We start from the raw sequence: 16,061 nt of genomic DNA on the forward strand, positions 1-16,061 counted from the left end.
CATATCGGCGAGCCGCGGTGCGGTCCCGACTGTGTCAGCTCTTGCCGAGAGCCGCTCGCTCCTCCATGCCGACCCGACGCTCGATCGCCGCCGCGAGCCCGGGATGCCGCGACAGGGCGGGGTCGTCGTCGAGGACGCGCTCGGCGGCCACGCGGGCCTCGGCGATGAGATCGGCGTCCTTCACGACGCGCAGCAGCCGCAGCGAGGACCGCACGCCCGACTGCGCATCCCCCAGCACATCGCCCTCGCTGCGCAGCTCGAGATCGACCTCGGCGAGCTCGAACCCGTCGAGTGTCGCCGCGACCGCCTCGACGCGCTCGCGCGCGGGGGACCCCGAGGAGGCCTCGGTCACGAGAAGGCACAGGCCGGGGACACCGCCGCGGCCCACGCGGCCGCGCAGCTGGTGCAGCTGCGAGACGCCGAACCGGTCGGCCTCGAGGATCGCCATCGTCGACGCGTTCGGGACGTCGACGCCGACCTCGACGACGGTCGTCGCGACCAGCACGTCGATGTCGCCGCGCGCGAACGCCTGCATGACGGCGTCCTTCTCGTCGAACGGCATCCTCCCGTGCAGCATCTCGACGCGGATGCCCTCGAACGCGGGATGCCGCGAGAGCAGGCTCTCGACCTGCACGACGCCCCACCGCGTGCGCTCCTGCGCAGGCTCGACGGGCTCGTCGGCGGTGTCGTCCTCGGTCGCCTTCTCGGCGTCGATCGCGGGGCACACGACGAACGCCTGGCGCCCCTGCGCGACCTCTTCCGCGATCCGCTCCCAGACCCGAGAGAACCATCCGGGCTTCTCGGCGAGCGGGGCGACGAACGTCTGGACGCCCGCGCGGCCCGCCGGCATCGTGCGGATCGTCGAGACGTCGAGGTCGCCGAACACCGTCATCGCGACGGTGCGGGGGATCGGCGTCGCAGTCAGCACGAGCGCGTGCGGAGACGAGCCCTTGGCGCGCAGCGACTCGCGCTGCTCGACCCCGAACCGGTGCTGCTCGTCGACGACGACGAGCCCGAGGTCGGCGAAGGTCGTCGACTCGCTCAGCAGGGCGTGCGTGCCCACGACGATGCGCGCCTGACCGCTCGCGACTCGCAGTGCGGCTCTGCGCCGTTCGGCGGCGGGAAGCTGGCCGGTCAGGAGGGTGGGCATGAGCTCGGGGGCGAGCTGGGGCCCCAGCATCCGGGCGATCGAACGCAGATGCTGCCCCGCGAGAACTTCCGTGGGAGCGATGAGGGCCGACTGCCCCCCGGACTGCGCGACCTGGAGCATGGCGCGCAGTGCCACGAGCGTCTTGCCGGAACCGACCTCGCCCTGCACGAGCCGATTCATGGGCCAGTCTCCGACGAGGTCGCGAGCGACCTGATCGCCGACCGCGACCTGATCGGGCGTCAGCGGGAACGGAAGGGCGGCGTCGAAGCGCTCCAGGAGCGCTCCTGCGGGGCGCTTGGTCGCCGACAGCGCCCGCACGAACTGCCGCTGCTGCAGGAGTGCGGCCTGCAGCACGAACGCCTCCTGCATGCGCAGCGTGGCCCTCGCGGGCTCGATCTCGTCGGGGAACTGCGGCCGGTGGATGCGTTCGATCGCGGTCCGCGCCTCGAGCAGGCCGTGACGCGCGCGAAGCTCGTCGGGGAGCGGGTCGGCGACGTCTCCGAGGCTGCCGAGGACGACGTCGACGATCTTCGTGAACTGCCAGCTCGCGACCGACGCCGTCGCGGGATAGATGGGGATGGGAAGGCTGGCGTACGCCTCGGCCGTGAGCCGCGCGGTGTCTTCGTCGTCGAACAGCTCGTAGTCGGGGTGGGCGAGCTGCTTGGCGCCGCGGTACTCCCCCACCTTTCCCGCGAAGATGCCCCGGCGGCCCGGGCGCAGATCCTTCACCCGCCACGACTGGTTGAAGAAGGTGAGCGAGAGCTCTCCGTTGCCGTCGCTGATGACGACCTCGAGCAGAGAGCCCTTGCGGGCCTGCATCCGCCGCTCGTTGACGCGGCGCACCTCGGCCACGATCGTCACGGGCTCGCCGACCGGCAGCGACGAGATCGGCGTCAGCTCGCCGCGGCGCGCGTACCGCCGCGGGTAGTGGGAGAGGACATCGCCGACGGTCCGCATGCCGAACGCGCGCTCGAGCGCCGCCGCCGTCTTGCCGCCCACGGCGCCGTCGAGGCGCGAGTCGAGCGTCAGGCCGGGCATGCTCCGAGTCTAGAGACGGGCGCGGACGCCGGTCTCGGCTGCCGACGTATACCGGGGCCGCCATGCCGGCTCGCGTAGCGTTGGCCGGATGCTCCGACGCCTCCTCGCCCGTCTCTTCTGGGCCTTCAGCCGCTGGACCCTCCGCAGCGAGCCCGCGCCGACGCGGCCCACGATCCTCATCGGCGCCCCACACACCTCGAACTGGGACTTCGTCCTGATGCTCGGCATCGCCTGGCGCCTCGGAATCGAGATGCGCTGGCTCGGCAAGAAGAGCCTTTTCCGCGGCTGGCGCGACCCCGTCATGACGAAGATCGGCGGCATCCCCGTGGACCGCGACGACCCCGCCCGCGTCGTCGCGGACGTCGTCCGGCGCATCCGGGCGGGCGAGGTCTTCAGCCTCGTCGTGACCCCCGACGGCACGCGCGGCGCGAACCCGTACTGGAAGTCGGGCTTCTACCGGATCGCGCACGAGACGGGGATGCCCGTGACCCTCGGATACGTCGACCGCACGACGATGACGACGGGTCTCGGCCCGACCCTCGATCTCACAGGCGACGTCGCCGCCGACATGGACCGCATCCGCGCCTTCTACGCCGACAAGGCGGGGCTACGCCCGGAGCTGCGCACGCAGCCCCGGCTGCGTGCGGAGGATGCGGTGGTCGCCGACGACTCGTCGCTATCGTGATGGTGTGACCCGCATCATCAGCGGCCGCGCCGGCGGCACGGTGCTCGACGTGCCCCCCGCGGGAACCCGGCCCACGAGCGATCGCGCGCGCGAGTCCCTCTTCAGCGCGCTCGAGTCCGCGGATACGGTCGCCCGCGCGCGCGTCGTCGATCTGTACGCGGGTTCCGGTGCGCTGGGCCTCGAGGCCCTCAGCAGGGGCGCGGCATCCGTCGACCTCGTCGAGCTCAACGGGCGCGCCGCCGCGATCGCGGAGCGCAACGCCGCGCGCGTCGCGAAGGCGCTCGGAGCGGATGCCGCGGTCCGCGTGCACCGCTCGACCGTCGCCGCCTTCCTCGCGCGCGCGGCGGGACCCTTCGATCTCGTGCTGCTGGATCCTCCGTACGAGCTCGGCGAGACCGAGCTCGCCGCCGCGCTCACAGCGCTCGCGCCGCTGCTCGCGCCCGGCGGCGTCGTCGTGATCGAGCGCGCATCCCGCTCGCCCGAGCCCGCGCTGCCGCCCGGACTCGCCGTCAGCCGCTCCAAGCGCTACGGCGACACGACGATGTGGTGGGCCTCCGCGACGGCGTGAGCCGTTCGCGGATCGCAGAGCTCAGCCGCGGCCTGCGTCCCAGTCCCGGTACGGGTCCCAGCCGTCACGGCCGCCGTGGGGCCGTCCGTCGATCGTCACGGCGTGTGGTCCGCGCGCGACGACCGCGCCGATCGCGCGGAACCCCTCCGGGAGAGCCGCGCCCGCGGGGAAGGTCGCGAGCAGCGCGTGGTCCTCTCCCCCGCTCAGGGCCGCCTCGTCGAGTCCCCCCGCGAACGCGATCGTGACTCCGGATGCCGCGGCCATCCGCGTCGCGTCGAGCACGAGGCCGTCCGAGACGTCCATGAGCGCCGTGGCACCCGCATCCGCCGCGACGACGCCGAGGGCGATCGGCGGGCGCGGTCGGAGCTGGGCCGCGAGGTCCGCCGCCTCGGCGGGGCTGAGGGTCGCGTCATCGACGGGAAGGGGCGTGCCCGCGGCATCCCGGAACCGCCCGAACAGCAGCGCGAGACCGCGGCCCGCCGCGCCGAGCTCGCCGGCGACGGCGACGACGTCGCCTGCCCGCGCGCCCGAGCGAAGGACGGGCGCGCGCCCGTCGAGCGAGCCGAGCGCGGTGACGGCGATCGTGAGCGTGTCGGACACCGTGAGGTCGCCGCCCTCGACGGCGCAGCCGGGTGCGAGGGTCGCACATGCGGCGCGCAGCCCCTCCGCGACTCCGTCGACGACCGAGAGGCGCGTGTCGTCCGGCATCGCGAGCGCGACGAGCAGGGCTGTCGGCCGCGCACCCATCGCCGCGATGTCGGACAGGTTGACGGCGGCGGCCTTCCAGCCGAGGTCGAACGGCGTCGACCACGCGAGGCGGAAGTCCGGCCCGTGCACGAGCGTGTCGGTCGTCGCGACGACGCGGCCGTCGGGGGCCGACAGGACCGCGGCATCGTCGCCGGGCCCGACGAGAGCCGCCGACGGTCCGAGGCGATCCAGGATGCGCCGCAGGATCGCGCCCTCGGACACCTCGCCCACGGTCTGTTCGGACGCGGCGGAGGTCATCGTTCCACGCTAGCGCGCCGAGCCGAGCGATTAGCCTGGAAGGGTGACCCGCAGAGCCCTTGCCGCCGTCCTCTCCCTGGCAGGAGCCCTGACCCTGGCGGGATGCGCCTCCACCGTGTCGCTCACCCCCGCCGAGGGGGCGAACGACCCCGCATGCGCGGATGTCACCGTGCGCCTCCCCGACTCCGTCGACGGGCAGCAGCGGCGGTGGACGGACGCGCAGGCGACCGGCGCGTGGGGGAACCCGGCATCCGTCATCCTGACGTGCGGACTCGACACGCCGGGCCCCTCGACCCTCCCGTGCGAGACGGCGGGAGGGGTCGACTGGCTCATGGACGACGCCGACGCCCCCCGGTATCGTTTCACGTCGTTCGGCCGGACGCCGGCGGTCGAGGTCTACCTGAACTACGACGTCGTGAGCGCGCGCGAGGTGCTCGACCAGCTCGGCCTCGCCGTCGGCAGGCTCCCCGCGACCGGTGCCGTCTGCACGGACCGTCCCATCGACGAGTAGCCGGTGCGCCGCGCGATCGAGCCGCTACGCGGGGCGATCGAGGAGCTACGCCGTGGGATCGAGCGCAGCCTCGACGAGCTCCGAGATGAGATCGGGATACGACATCCCCGACGCGATCCAGCACTTGGGGAACATCGAGATCGGCGTGAAGCCCGGCATCGTGTTGACCTCGTTGACGTAGAACTCGGTGCCCGTGAAGAAGAAGTCGACGCGTGCGAGGCCCTCTCCGCCGACGGCCTCGAACGCGCGCGCCGCGATGCGCTGCATCTCGGCGAGCTCGCCCTCGCGCAGATCTGCGGGGCACACGAGCTCGATGCCGGGCGCATCGAGGTACTTCGCCTCGAAGTCGTAGAAGTCGCGGCCGGTCACGACGATCTCGCCCGCGAGGCTCACGCGCGGCAGGCCGCCGTCGCGCCCGGGGAGCACACCGCACTCCACTTCGCGGCCGACGATCGCCTGCTCGACGAGCACCGCGGTGTCCTCTGCGAACGCCGTCTCGAGCGCGGCGTCGAGCTCGTCCCACGCCGAGACCTTCGAGACGCCGACGCTCGAGCCGGCGCGGGCGGGCTTGACGAACACGGGGAGCCCGAGGGAGCGGAGCTGCTGCTCCCAGCGACTCCGATCGCGCGTCCGCTCGGCGCGCGTGATCCGCACCCACGGGACGACCGGGACTCCGGCGGCCTTCAGGACGCTCTTGGTGGTGTGCTTGTCCATGCCTATCGCCGACATGAGCACGCCCGCGCCCACGTACGGGAGGTCGAGCAGCTCGAGGAAGCCCTGGATCGTGCCGTCCTCGCCGAAGCGGCCGTGCAGGATCGGGAACACGACGTCGACGTCGCCGAGGGAGTGCTCGCCCGCGGCATCGCGCACCTTCAGCTCGCGCGAGCGGGCCGAGTCGGGCCAGACGATGCGGGTGCCGTTGTCGACGACCTCGGGGAGCCGGCCCGCGTCGAGGGCGAACTTGCCGGGGTCGTCGTCCTCGAGGACGTAGGCCCCGTCCCGCGTGATGCCGATCGGGATCACGCGATACCGGTCGCGATCAATCGCGCGGAGGACGCCGCCCGCCGTCGCGGAACTGATCGAGTGTTCGCTGGAGCGACCTCCAAAGAGCACCACCACCGCCGGCTTGTCCATTGTGCGTCCTCTCGCCCTTCGGGCTGTCGTCGTCGGTCGTCAGGTGCGGCGCGATGTCGCGCGGGTTCATCGTGCCGTCGAGCACGCGCTTGACCTGCTCGACGATCGGCATCTCGATGCCGGCCTCCTTCGCGAGCTGGAGCACGGGCGCGACGGAGGCGAGGCCCTCCGCCGTCTGGTTCATCTGCTTGATGACGTCTTGAAAGCTGTATCCCTGGCCGAGCAGGCGGCCCGCCGTGTTGTTGCGGCTGAGCGGCGACTGGCATGTCGCGATGAGGTCGCCGAGGCCCGCGAGACCCTGCAGCGTCTCGTGCTGCGCGCCGCGCGCGACCGCGAAGTCCGTCATCTCGACGAGCCCCCGCGTGATGATCGAGGCCTTCGTGTTCTCGCCGTAGCCGACTCCGTCGACGATGCCGATCGCGACGGCGATGAGGTTCTTGAGGACGCCGCCGAACTCCGTGCCGATGACGTCGGTATTGACGAACGTGCGGAAGTACCGGTTGCGCGCACGCCGGGCGACGGCATCCGCCGTCTCCTGGCTCGTCGAGGAGATGACGGCCGCCGTGGGCTGCTCGCGGGCGATCTCGAGCGCGAGGTTGGGACCGGAGGCGACGGCGATCCTCGACGGCTCGCAGTGCAGCTCCTGCTCGATGACCTGGCTCATGCGCAGCCCCGTCCGGCGCTCGACGCCCTTCATGAGCGACACGATCGGCACGTCCGACCTCGCCACGAGCGGCCGCACGGCCTTGAGGTTCTGGCGCAGAGCCTGGCTCGGGATCGAGAGGTAGACCTGCTCGGCGCCGTCGAGCGCCTCCGACAGGTGGTGCGTCGCCGCCATCTCACGAGGGAGGTTGATGCCGGGGAGGTACTCGCTGTTGCGCTTGGCCTCGTTGATCTCGTTCGCGAGCTCGGGGCGCCGGGCCCACATCGTGACGTGGGCGCCTCCGTCGGCGAGGATCTTGCCGAACGTCGTGCCCCAGCTCCCGGCCCCGATGACGGTGACGCGGGGAAGATCCTGCCTACGGCTCAAGGCGCCCCGTCTCCTTCTGACCGTGCTCGGCCGGGTTCCACCGCTGCGCGGGAGCGGGGAGTCCGCGCAGCTCGCCCTGCAGCTGCGCTATGCGCGCCATGAGCACGTCGGTCGCCTCCACGAGCACCGACGGGTGCTGGCGCTCGCGGAACGCCGACAGATCGACCGGCTCGCCGACGAGCACCCTCACGCGCTTGCGGGGCGGCCACAGGCTCAGCTTCCCGTAGCGGGGCAGGATGGCCTGCGTGCCCCAGTGCGCGAGCGGGATGAGCGGGATGTCGCCGGCCAGCGCGAGCCGGACTGCGCCGGTCTTGCCGCGCATCGGCCAGAGGTCGGGGTCGCGCGTGAGCGAGCCCTCGGGATAGACGATGACGCCGCGACCGTGCTCGACGAGCTGCTCCGCCGTCTCGATCGTCTGCTTCGCCGCCGTCGCAGAGGCGGCACGGGCCACGGGGACCATGCCCGTCGCGCGCAGCGCGGCGCCCAGCACGGGCACGCGGAAGAGGCTCTCCTTCGCCATGAACCGCGGCGCGCGCCCGAGCCGCCACGTGGCGACCGCGACGATCAGGGGGTCGAACTCGCTGTCGTGGCTCGGGGCGAGCACGTAGGCGCCCTCCCGCGGGAGGTTCTCGCCGCCCTCGATCTCGATCCTCGCGATGAGGCCCACGAGCGGCACGACGATCGCGGCGAGCGGCCAGAACGCGCTCGGCTTGGTCTTCTCGCGCGAGGCACGCGGCTGTGATGCTGCCACGGGCGCTATCCGACGACGTCGAAGTCGGCGCCGAGCGCGTCGAGCTTCGTGAAGAGCTTCTCGTATCCACGGCGGATGATGCCGACGTTGCGGACGACGGACTCCCCCTCGGCCGCGAGCGCGGCGATGAGGTAGCTGTAGCCGCCGCGCAGGTCGGGCACGACGACGTCGGCGCCGTGGAGCGGCGTCGGTCCGTTGATGACGGCGGCCTGCTCGAGGGCGCGCCGCGGCACGCGCCGGCCCTCCGTGTCGAGCCCGTGCGGGTGAACGACGATGTCGGCGCCCATCTGGACGAGCGCGGTCGTGAACCCGAGGCGGTTCTCGTACACGGTCTCGTGGACGATGGACTCGCCCTCCGCCTGCGTCAGCGCGACGATGAGGGGCTGCTGCCAGTCGGTCATGAAGCCCGGGTGCACGTCGGTCTCGACGACGACGGGCTTGAGGACTCCCCCGCGGCGGAACTGAATGCCGTCCTCGCGCACGTCGAACCACCCGCCGGCCTTGCGGAAGACGTTGAGGAAGGTCAGCATCTCCTGCTGCCGCGCGCCGCCGACGAAGATGTCGCCGTCGGTCGCGAGTGCCGCGCACGCCCACGAGGCCGCCTCGTTGCGGTCGAAGATGCTCCGGTGGTCGTAGCCGCGCAGCGAGTCGACCCCCTCGATGAGGATGACGCGGTTGGGCTCGTACGAGATGATGGCGCCCATCTTCTGCAGCACGGCGATGAGATCCATGATCTCGGGCTCGATCGCGGCATTGCGCAGCTCTGTCACGCCCTCGGCCTTCACGGCCGTCAGCAGCACCTGCTCGGTGGCGCCGACGCTCGGGTACGGCAGCTCGATGTTCGCGCCGTGCAGCCCGTTGGGCGCCGTGATCCGGATGCCTTCGTAGCTCTTGTCGACGATCGCGCCGAACGCGCGCAGCGCGTCCATGTGGAAGTTGATCGGCCGGTCGCCGATGCGGCATCCGCCGAGGTCGGGGATGAGCGCTTCGCCCAGCAGGTGCAGGAGCGGGCCGCAGAAGAGGATCGGGATGCGGGAGGCCCCGGCATGCGCGTCGATCTCCTCGAAGTGCGCCGCGACGGCGCCGCTCGGGTCGAACGTCAGCGAGCCGGGCTCGTCGCCCGCCTCGACCACCACGCCGTGCACCTCGAGCAGCGACTTCACGACCTGCACGTCGCTGATGTCCGGGACGTCGCGCAGGATGCTCGCCGTCTCGCCGAGGAGCGCGGCGACCATGGCCTTCGTCGCGAGGTTCTTCGCCCCCTTGACCTCCACGCGACCCGTCAGCGGTCGCCCTCCGCGGATCCGGATGACCTCTCCGGCCATTTCCCGATCTCCTGACTTCGGGTTCGCCGAGTCGCTGAGGAGTGTCTTCATCCGGTGGACCTCACTTGTGTGTCGAGGGGGCAGTCTGTCGGGGGTGGCCGCCCTGGTGGGGCGGCGCCCTGGCTTACGGAACAGGAGTGGTCCGCGGCCGCCATGCCTCGCGGCGAGCCTCGAACTGCGCGATCGCTTCTTCGTTGCGCAGCGTGAGCCCGATGTCGTCGAGCCCTTCGAGAAGCCGCCACCTAGTGTAGTCGTCGATGTCGAAGGCGACCCGGAGCGCGCCGACGACGACCGTGCGGGACTCGAGGTCGACCGTCATCTCGATGCCGGGCTCGGCATCCATCGCCGCCCAGATCGCCTCGAGATCCTCTTCCGACACGACGCCCGTCACGAGGCCCTGCTTGCCCGCGTTGCCGCGGAAGATGTCGGCGAACCTCGTGCTGAGGACGACCTTGAAGCCGAAGTCGCGCAGCGCCCAGACGGCGTGCTCGCGACTGGACCCCGTGCCGAAGTCGGGGCCGGCGACGAGGATGCTGGCGCCCGCGTAGACGGGCCGGTTCAGCACGAAGTCGGGGTCCTGCCGCCAGCTGGCGAAGAGCGCGTCGTCGAAGCCCGTCTTGGTGACGCGCTTGAGATAGACGGCGGGGATGATCTGGTCGGTGTCGACCGCCGAGCGCTTGAGCGGCGCAGCGATGCCGGTGTGCGTCGCGAACTTCTCCATGTCAGGCCTCCGCCCCGATCGCCGCGGGCTGCTCCAGAGACTCGAGGTCGCTCGGGCTGGAGAGCGTCCCGCGCACGGCTGTCGCGGCCGCGACGAGCGGCGAGACGAGGTGCGTGCGCCCGCCCTTGCCCTGCCGTCCCTCGAAGTTGCGGTTCGACGTCGACGCGCAGCGCTCGCCGGGTGCGAGCTGGTCGGGGTTCATTCCGAGGCACATGGAGCAGCCGGCGAACCGCCATTCCGCTCCGAACTCCGTGAAGACCTTGTCGAGCCCCTCGGCCTCGGCCTCGAGCCGCACGCGGGCCGAACCGGGCACGACCATGACGCGCACGCCCTCGGCCTTCCTGCGGCCCTTGACGATCGACGCGAAGGCGCGCAGGTCCTCGATGCGGCTGTTCGTGCACGAGCCCATGAACACGGCGTCGACGGGGACCTCCTTCAGGGGCGTCCCCGCTTCGAGGTCCATGTACTCGAGGGCCCGCTCGGCGGCTGCGCGCTCGTTGGCGTCGGCGAACGACGCGGGGTCCGGCACGACATCGCTCAGCGACACGCCCTGGCCGGGGTTCGTGCCCCACGTGACGAACGGCTCGAGCTCGTCGGCGGCGAGGAAGACCTCGGCGTCGTAGACGGCGCCCTCGTCGGACGGCAGCGTGCGCCAGTACGCGACGGCATCCTCCCAGTCCTGTCCCTTCGGCGCGTGGTCGCGGCCCTTGAGGTAGGCGAACGTCGTCTCGTCCGGGGCGACCATGCCTGCGCGCGCGCCGGCCTCGATCGACATGTTGCACATCGTCATGCGGCCCTCCATCGAAAGGGACCGGATGGCGCTTCCGCGGAACTCGAGCACGTAGCCCTGGCCGCCGTTGGTGCCGATCTTGGCGATGACGGCGAGGATGACGTCCTTCGCGGTGACGCCCGGCTTGAGCACGCCCTCGACCGTGATCGCCATCGTCTTGAAGGGCTTGAGCGGCAGGGTCTGGGTCGCGAGCACGTGCTCGACCTCGCTCGTGCCGATGCCGAACGCCATGGCGCCGAATGCGCCGTGCGTCGAGGTGTGGCTGTCGCCGCACACGACCGTGATGCCGGGCATCGTGAGGCCGAGCTGGGGGCCCACGACGTGGACGATCCCCTGCTCCTTGTCGCCGAGCGAGTGCAGGCGCACGCCGAACTCCGCGGCGTTGCGCCGGAGGGTCTCGATCTGCGTGCGGCTCGTGAGGTCGGCGATCGGCTTGTCGATGTCGAGAGTCGGGGTGTTGTGGTCCTCCGTGGCGATCGTCAGGTCGAGGCGGCGCACCGGTCGGCTCTCGGCGCGCAGGCCGTCGAACGCCTGAGGGCTCGTGACCTCATGCACGAGGTGCAGGTCGATGTAGATGAGATCGGGCTCGCCGTTCTCGCCCTTGACGACGAGATGGTCGTCCCACACCTTCTCGGCGAGGGTGCGCGGCGTGTCGGGGATGACGGAAGCGTCGGACGTGGGGATGCTCATTGGTGTCGTTCTCCTCGGAAGTGGACTGCGCCCACAAGGGATCAAGCCCGCGACGAAACTCCGCGACGAGTGAGGCCTGGGGAACTAGGACTCGTCGCGGCCGCTAAGGAGAAGGCGAGCGATCCGCACCTGGTCAGAATACCACCGGCTCCGGATGCCGCGGCTCAGCCGACTCCTCGCTCACCCTCCGCGAGGATCAGCGCCCGCCGTCGGGCCGGTCGGCCGGCGACTCCTCCTCCGCGGGGGGCGCCGGATCCGCGGAGGCGGACTTCAGCTCCCTGCGGGAGGACGAGATGCTCGCGACGGTCGCGACCGCCATCGCCAGCACGATGACCCCGAGCGAGACCCAGGTCGAGATCTGCGGCGCCCACTCGACGTGCTGTCCGCCGTTGATGAACGGCAGCTCGTTCTCGTGGAGCGCGTGGAAGAAGAGCTTGACGCCGATGAAGGCGAGGATGAACGCGATGCCGTAGTGCAGGTACTTGAGGCGATCGAGCAGCCCGCCCAGCAGGAAGTACAGCTGCCGAAGGCCCATGAGCGCGAACAGGTTCGCCGTGAAGACGATGAACGGGCTTCGCGTGATGCCGAAGATCGCCGGGATCGAGTCGATCGCGAAGATGAGGTCGGTGAAGCCGATCGCGACGAACACGAGGAGCATCGGCGTCCAGACCTTCTTGCCGCCGAGGATCGTGCGCAGCTTCGAGCCGTCGTAGGAGTCGCTGATGTCGATGAAGCGGCGCAGGAACCGCACGATCCACGTCTCGGTCTCGGCATCCTGCTCCTGCTTGCCCGGGAACGCCTGCCGCCACGCGGTGAAGACGAGGAAGGCGCCGAAGACGTAGAAGATCCAGCTGAAGTTCTCGATGAGCGCGGCGCCCAGCATGATGAAGATCCCGCGCAGCACGAGCGCGATGATGATCCCCACCATGAGGACCTCCTGCTGGTAGCGGCGCGGCACGGCGAACTGGCTCATGAGCAGCACGAAGACGAAGAGGTTGTCGATCGAGAGGCTGTACTCCGTGAGCCAGCCCGCGATGAACTGGCCCATCGCGTCGCTGCTTCCCGTCACTGCGAACAGGATGAAGGCGAACACGATCGCCAGCGCCACGTAGAAGACCACCCAGAGGGTGGCCTCCTTGATCGACGGGATGTGCGGGCGCTTGAGGATCAGCAGCAGGTCGGCGACGAGCACGAGCGTCAGCGCGATGAGGGCGCTGACTTCGAACCAGACGGGGATCTCGAAGCCCATGGGAGCCTTTCGGAGGGTCGACGGGGATCGAAAGTCTCTCCCCCGCGGACTGCGGTGCGCGACCGGAGACCCGACGGCGGGGCTCGTGATGACGGAACGCGCGAAACCGGGATACTCCCTCTCGCGCGATCAGAATACAGGCATGCCCGCGCCGCCGGACGACGGTCCCGCGATCCGTTCCGGTTCCCGATGAGACGGATGCCGCCTCCGCGACACTGATGGGGTGAGAGACAATGATGATCCGCACCGTCGCGACCCTCCGGCCGCGACCCGTGAGGCGATCGGACGGGGCATGGCACTGCAGGAGTCGAGGGATGACGCGGTGCTGGTCGCGCGTGCGGCGCGCGGAAGCGAGCAGGCCTTCCGCGAGCTGTACCGCGCCTACGTGCGGCCCGTGTACTGGCTCGCCCACGCACTCCTGGGAAACCCGTCCGACGCGGAGGACGTGACGCAGGAGACGTTCCTGGTCGCGTGGCGCAAGATCCCCGACCTGGAGCTGCGCGGCGAGTCGCTGCTGCCGTGGCTCGCGACGGTCTGCCGGTTCCAGGCCGCGAACCGCATCCGTATCCAGAGGCGCGACCGCGAGCACGCGGGCGCGTCGGCCGACGACACGCTCCCGTCGACGGTGGATGTCGAGCAGCAGGTCATCGGGGCGCAGCTCGCCGACCGGATCCTGCGCGAGGTGGCGGGGCTCAGCGCCCTCGACCGCGACATCTTCCGGCTGTGCGCCGCGGACGGCTACGCCTACCAGGCTGCCGCCGACGAGCTGGGCGTGAGCCACGCGGTCGTCAGAAATCGTCTCTCCCGCATCCGCACGCGCCTGCGGACCGTCGTCGAGGAGACATCATGAACGCCACCACGGACTCCGTCGAGCTCGAGCATCTGCCGGAGCTCGCCGACGAGACCATCGCCCGCATCGAGCACGAGGTCGTGTCGGGCATCCGGCGGGATGCCGCTGCGACGGCGAAGAGGGCGCGCAGGCGGCGCACGGTCTGGCTGACCAGCGGTGCGGCCGCCGCCGCGATCGTCGTGCTCGCGGTCGTCGCGCCGAGCATCTCGGGCCTCGTCCTGAGATCGAGCGGCGGCGCGTCCGTCGCCGACACGGCGCAGGCCCCGGCTCCCGCGCAGGTGTTCGAACCCGACTCCGGCGGCGACAGGCTCGGCGCCGAGGCCGTCTCGGGAGCGTCCGACGGGACCGCCGGTCGCGAGGTCATCGCGACCGCGCGTGCGACGGTGCTCGTGGATGACGCGGCCGCGGCCGCGCGTGCGATCGGCGACGCGGCAGCCGAGCGCGGGGGCTACGTCGAGTCGATGACGCTCGACGGCTCGGGCGTCGTCTCGCAGAGCCCCGGGCGCACGACGATCGACGGCGGCCTCGTCTACGATCCGTCGATGCCGTATCCGCTCGGCGGCGACTGGATCACGGTGCGCGTCCCGGCCGATCAGCTCGCCGACACGATCGCGGCGCTGTCCGAGCTCGGCGAGGTGCAGGCGTCTGCGATCAACCGCCAGGACGTCACGGAGCAGACGGTCGACCTCCGCGCCCGCATCGACGCCGCTCAGGCGTCCGTCGACCGGCTCACGGCGCTCATGGCGCAGGCGGGGAGCGTCGCCGACCTGATCACGGCCGAGCAGGCCCTCGCCGACCGCCAGGCGACGCTCGAGTCGTACCAGCAGCAGCTCACGTCGCTCGAGAGCCAGATCTCGCTCTCGTCGCTGACGGTGTCGCTCGTCGAGCCGGCCGAGGTCGTGAGAGCCGACCCTGCGGGTTTCGGCGACGGCATCGTCACGGGGTGGAACTGGCTGCTCGCGACCCTCAACGGCATCGTGATCGCGCTCGGATTCCTGCTTCCGTGGCTCGCCGTCGCGGCGGTCGCCTGGCTCGTCGTGTGGGGCGTCCGTCGCATCGTGAAGCGCAACCGCGCGGCGAAGACGCCCGTCGATTGACACGGCGAAGCAGCACCCGCCTCGATTTGGAACGGATGCCGGGGCCATGCCATAATTGAACGGTTGTGCTTCGGCCCCATCGTATAGCGGCCTAGTACGCCGCCCTCTCACGGCGGTAACGCGGGTTCGAATCCCGCTGGGGTCACAAACGACAGAATGCCGGTCCGAAAGGATCGGCATTCTGTCGTTTCCGGCCCCCGGCAGGGTGAGAAGCCGCACGCGCGGGCGGTCCCGCTGCGCCGGAGGCTCCGCGCAGCGCGCAGCGATGCGTGGAGGGGCGGAGCGGCCGAATCCCGCTGGGGTCACAAACGACAGAATGCCGGTCCGAAAGGATCGGCATTCTGTCGTTTCCGGCCCCGGCAGGGTGAGAAGCCGCACGCGCGGGCGGTCCCGCTGCGCCCGAGGCTCCGCGCAGCGCGCAGCGATGCGTGGAGAGCCCGAATCCCGCTGCCGTGGTTGCCCGGGCCTGCTCGCACGCGGTTGACTCGAACCATGCGAGTCACCAAATTCGAACATGCCGCGCTCTCCGTCGAGAAGGAGGGCAAGACGCTCGTCATCGATCCGGGGAGCTTCACGCTTCCCCTCGAGAGCGTCCAGAACGTCGTCGCCGTCGTCCTCACGCACGAGCATCCCGACCACTGGACCGCCGATCATCTCGACCGGCTGCTGTCGTCGTTCCCCGGCATCCCGATCTACGGTCCCGAGGGGCTCGCGCGGGCGGCCGCCGGCTACGACATCGTCGTCGTCCACGCGGGCGACACCGTCACGGTCGAGCCGTTCACTCTCCGGTTCTTCGGCGGCACGCACAACGTCATCCACGAGACGATCCCGGTCGTCGACAACGTCGGCGTGCTCGTCGACGGCGAGTTCTACTACCCGGGCGACTCGTATGCCGTGCCGAAGGGCGCGGACGTCACGCTGCTGGCGGCGCCGCTCGGGGCACCGTGGCTCAAGATCGGCGAGGCGATGGACTTCGTCCTCGCGGTCGCGCCGCGTCGCGCGTTCGGAACGCACGACATGACGCTCTCGGTCATCGGCCGCGGCATGCATCGCGCGCGTCTCACGTGGGCCGTCGAGCAGGGCGGCGGCGAGTTCCTCGTGCTCGAGCCGGGTGACAGCGCGGAGACGTGACACCCGACGAACGGATGCCGCGACCCGGCGGGCCGCGGCATCCGTTCGTCAGCGCCTACTGCGCGTCGAGGTCGGTCTCCAGCAGTCCGACGAGGTCGTCGAGCGCCTGCTCGGCCCCCTCCCCCTCGGCTTTCAGCGTGACGACGGTGCCCTGCGAGGCGCCGAGGCCCATGAGCGAGAGGATGCTGCCGGCGTTGAGGTCGGGCCCTCCCTCCACCGCGATCGTGACGGGGATCTTCTTCTCCTGCACGGCCTGCACGAAAAGCTTCGCGGGACGCGCGTGCAGCCCCGAGCTGCTCGCAATGGTGGCCTGACGTTCTGCCATTTCTCCTCCTC

16 protein-coding genes and 1 tRNA gene are annotated in these 16,061 nt (G+C 70.9%); 7 read left to right on the forward strand and 10 right to left on the reverse strand.

Features of this window, described 5'->3' with window-relative positions; all coding sequences use genetic code 11:
- Positions 1–34: 34 nt before the first annotated feature.
- Positions 35–2,188, reverse strand: coding sequence for an ATP-dependent DNA helicase RecG (locus FHS08_RS15590; RefSeq protein ID WP_167041241.1), 2,154 nt, complete (start codon positions 2,186–2,188; stop codon positions 35–37).
- Between the two features lie 88 nt (positions 2,189–2,276).
- On the opposite strand from FHS08_RS15590, the gene FHS08_RS15595 reads away from it, so the two are divergent.
- On the forward strand, positions 2,277–2,873 hold the full coding sequence (locus tag FHS08_RS15595; protein WP_167041244.1) for a 1-acyl-sn-glycerol-3-phosphate acyltransferase: 597 nt from the start codon (positions 2,277–2,279) through the stop codon (positions 2,871–2,873).
- Positions 2,874–2,877: 4 nt separating this feature from the next.
- Positions 2,878–3,441, forward strand: a complete 564-nt coding sequence (gene rsmD, locus FHS08_RS15600; protein ID WP_170283162.1) for a 16S rRNA (guanine(966)-N(2))-methyltransferase RsmD — start codon at positions 2,878–2,880, stop codon at positions 3,439–3,441.
- A 21-nt stretch (positions 3,442–3,462) separates the two neighbouring features.
- Here the strand turns inward: rsmD and thiL are convergent, their stop codons facing one another.
- Positions 3,463–4,446: a thiamine-phosphate kinase gene (thiL, locus tag FHS08_RS15605; RefSeq protein WP_167041250.1), complete on the reverse strand. Its 984-nt coding sequence runs from the start codon at positions 4,444–4,446 to the stop codon at positions 3,463–3,465.
- Positions 4,447–4,489: 43 nt separating this feature from the next.
- Here thiL and FHS08_RS15610 point away from each other — a divergent pair, with 43 nt between their 5' ends.
- Positions 4,490–4,957 carry a DUF3515 family protein gene (locus FHS08_RS15610; RefSeq protein WP_167041253.1) on the forward strand — a complete coding sequence of 156 codons (468 nt, stop codon included), beginning with the start codon at positions 4,490–4,492 and terminating at the stop codon, positions 4,955–4,957.
- 45 nt (positions 4,958–5,002) lie between these two features.
- Here FHS08_RS15610 and FHS08_RS15615 read toward each other — a convergent pair whose 3' ends face one another.
- The 7 genes from FHS08_RS15615 to FHS08_RS15645 form a co-directional block, all read right to left on the reverse strand.
- On the reverse strand, positions 5,003–6,091 hold the full coding sequence (locus FHS08_RS15615; RefSeq protein WP_167041256.1) for a D-alanine--D-alanine ligase family protein: 1,089 nt from the start codon (positions 6,089–6,091) through the stop codon (positions 5,003–5,005).
- Complete coding sequence (locus FHS08_RS15620; RefSeq protein ID WP_167041259.1) at positions 5,997–7,121, reverse strand: NAD(P)H-dependent glycerol-3-phosphate dehydrogenase; 1,125 nt, start codon at positions 7,119–7,121, stop codon at positions 5,997–5,999. The genes FHS08_RS15615 and FHS08_RS15620 overlap by 95 nt, the downstream gene beginning before the upstream one ends.
- Entirely contained in the window at positions 7,111–7,872 is a 762-nt protein-coding gene (locus tag FHS08_RS15625; RefSeq protein WP_167041262.1) for a 1-acyl-sn-glycerol-3-phosphate acyltransferase, read from the reverse strand. The genes FHS08_RS15620 and FHS08_RS15625 overlap by 11 nt, the downstream gene beginning before the upstream one ends.
- A 5-nt stretch (positions 7,873–7,877) precedes the next feature.
- A complete protein-coding gene (murA, locus tag FHS08_RS15630) occupies positions 7,878–9,248 on the reverse strand; it encodes a UDP-N-acetylglucosamine 1-carboxyvinyltransferase (RefSeq protein ID WP_167041265.1) in 1,371 nt (456 codons plus the stop codon).
- A 73-nt stretch (positions 9,249–9,321) separates the two neighbouring features.
- On the reverse strand, positions 9,322–9,918 hold the full coding sequence (gene leuD / locus FHS08_RS15635) for a 3-isopropylmalate dehydratase small subunit (protein WP_167041268.1): 597 nt from the start codon (positions 9,916–9,918) through the stop codon (positions 9,322–9,324).
- Between the two features lies 1 nt (position 9,919).
- Positions 9,920–11,398 carry a 3-isopropylmalate dehydratase large subunit gene (leuC, locus tag FHS08_RS15640; RefSeq protein WP_167041271.1) on the reverse strand — a complete coding sequence of 493 codons (1,479 nt, stop codon included), beginning with the start codon at positions 11,396–11,398 and terminating at the stop codon, positions 9,920–9,922.
- Positions 11,399–11,594: 196 nt separating this feature from the next.
- The gene (locus FHS08_RS15645; RefSeq protein WP_167041273.1) at positions 11,595–12,647 is read right to left on the reverse strand and encodes a TerC family protein; all 1,053 of its coding nucleotides are present in this window, start codon (positions 12,645–12,647) and stop codon (positions 11,595–11,597) included.
- Positions 12,648–12,939: 292 nt separating this feature from the next.
- On the opposite strand from FHS08_RS15645, the gene FHS08_RS15650 reads away from it, so the two are divergent.
- The 4 genes from FHS08_RS15650 (at position 12,940) to FHS08_RS15665 (ending at position 15,725) form a co-directional block, all read left to right on the forward strand.
- On the forward strand, positions 12,940–13,497 hold the full coding sequence (locus tag FHS08_RS15650) for an RNA polymerase sigma factor (protein ID WP_167041856.1): 558 nt from the start codon (positions 12,940–12,942) through the stop codon (positions 13,495–13,497).
- On the forward strand, positions 13,494–14,594 hold the full coding sequence (locus FHS08_RS15655) for a DUF4349 domain-containing protein (protein ID WP_167041276.1): 1,101 nt from the start codon (positions 13,494–13,496) through the stop codon (positions 14,592–14,594). The genes FHS08_RS15650 and FHS08_RS15655 overlap by 4 nt, the downstream gene beginning before the upstream one ends.
- A 72-nt stretch (positions 14,595–14,666) precedes the next feature.
- Positions 14,667–14,739 (forward strand) — tRNA-Glu (locus FHS08_RS15660).
- Positions 14,740–15,086: 347 nt separating this feature from the next.
- On the forward strand, positions 15,087–15,725 hold the full coding sequence (locus FHS08_RS15665; RefSeq protein WP_167041279.1) for an MBL fold metallo-hydrolase: 639 nt from the start codon (positions 15,087–15,089) through the stop codon (positions 15,723–15,725).
- Positions 15,726–15,780: 55 nt separating this feature from the next.
- Here FHS08_RS15665 and FHS08_RS15670 read toward each other — a convergent pair whose 3' ends face one another.
- Positions 15,781–16,050, reverse strand: a complete 270-nt coding sequence (locus FHS08_RS15670; RefSeq protein ID WP_167041282.1) for an HPr family phosphocarrier protein — start codon at positions 16,048–16,050, stop codon at positions 15,781–15,783.
- Positions 16,051–16,061 lie beyond the last annotated feature (11 nt).

This window comes from Microbacterium ulmi, assembly GCF_011759705.1.
In the GTDB taxonomy this organism is placed as follows: Bacteria; Actinomycetota; Actinomycetes; order Actinomycetales; family Microbacteriaceae; genus Microbacterium; species Microbacterium ulmi.

Bases quoted from the DNA above. Each gene is read 5' to 3' on its own strand.
- FHS08_RS15590 (WP_167041241.1), bottom strand. From the start codon at position 2,188: ATGCCCGGCCTGACGCTCGACTCGCGCCTCGACGGCGCCGTGGGCGGC.
- FHS08_RS15595 (WP_167041244.1), top strand. From the start codon at position 2,277: ATGCTCCGACGCCTCCTCGCCCGTCTCTTCTGGGCCTTCAGCCGCTGG.
- thiL (WP_167041250.1), bottom strand. From the start codon at position 4,446: ATGACCTCCGCCGCGTCCGAACAGACCGTGGGCGAGGTGTCCGAGGGC.
- FHS08_RS15615 (WP_167041256.1), bottom strand. From the start codon at position 6,091: ATGGACAAGCCGGCGGTGGTGGTGCTCTTTGGAGGTCGCTCCAGCGAA.
- murA (WP_167041265.1), bottom strand. From the start codon at position 9,248: ATGAAGACACTCCTCAGCGACTCGGCGAACCCGAAGTCAGGAGATCGG.
- leuD (WP_167041268.1), bottom strand. From the start codon at position 9,918: ATGGAGAAGTTCGCGACGCACACCGGCATCGCTGCGCCGCTCAAGCGC.
- leuC (WP_167041271.1), bottom strand. From the start codon at position 11,398: ATGAGCATCCCCACGTCCGACGCTTCCGTCATCCCCGACACGCCGCGC.
- FHS08_RS15645 (WP_167041273.1), bottom strand. From the start codon at position 12,647: ATGGGCTTCGAGATCCCCGTCTGGTTCGAAGTCAGCGCCCTCATCGCG.
- FHS08_RS15650 (WP_167041856.1), top strand. From the start codon at position 12,940: ATGGCACTGCAGGAGTCGAGGGATGACGCGGTGCTGGTCGCGCGTGCG.
- FHS08_RS15655 (WP_167041276.1), top strand. From the start codon at position 13,494: ATGAACGCCACCACGGACTCCGTCGAGCTCGAGCATCTGCCGGAGCTC.
- FHS08_RS15665 (WP_167041279.1), top strand. From the start codon at position 15,087: ATGCGAGTCACCAAATTCGAACATGCCGCGCTCTCCGTCGAGAAGGAG.
- FHS08_RS15670 (WP_167041282.1), bottom strand. From the start codon at position 16,050: ATGGCAGAACGTCAGGCCACCATTGCGAGCAGCTCGGGGCTGCACGCG.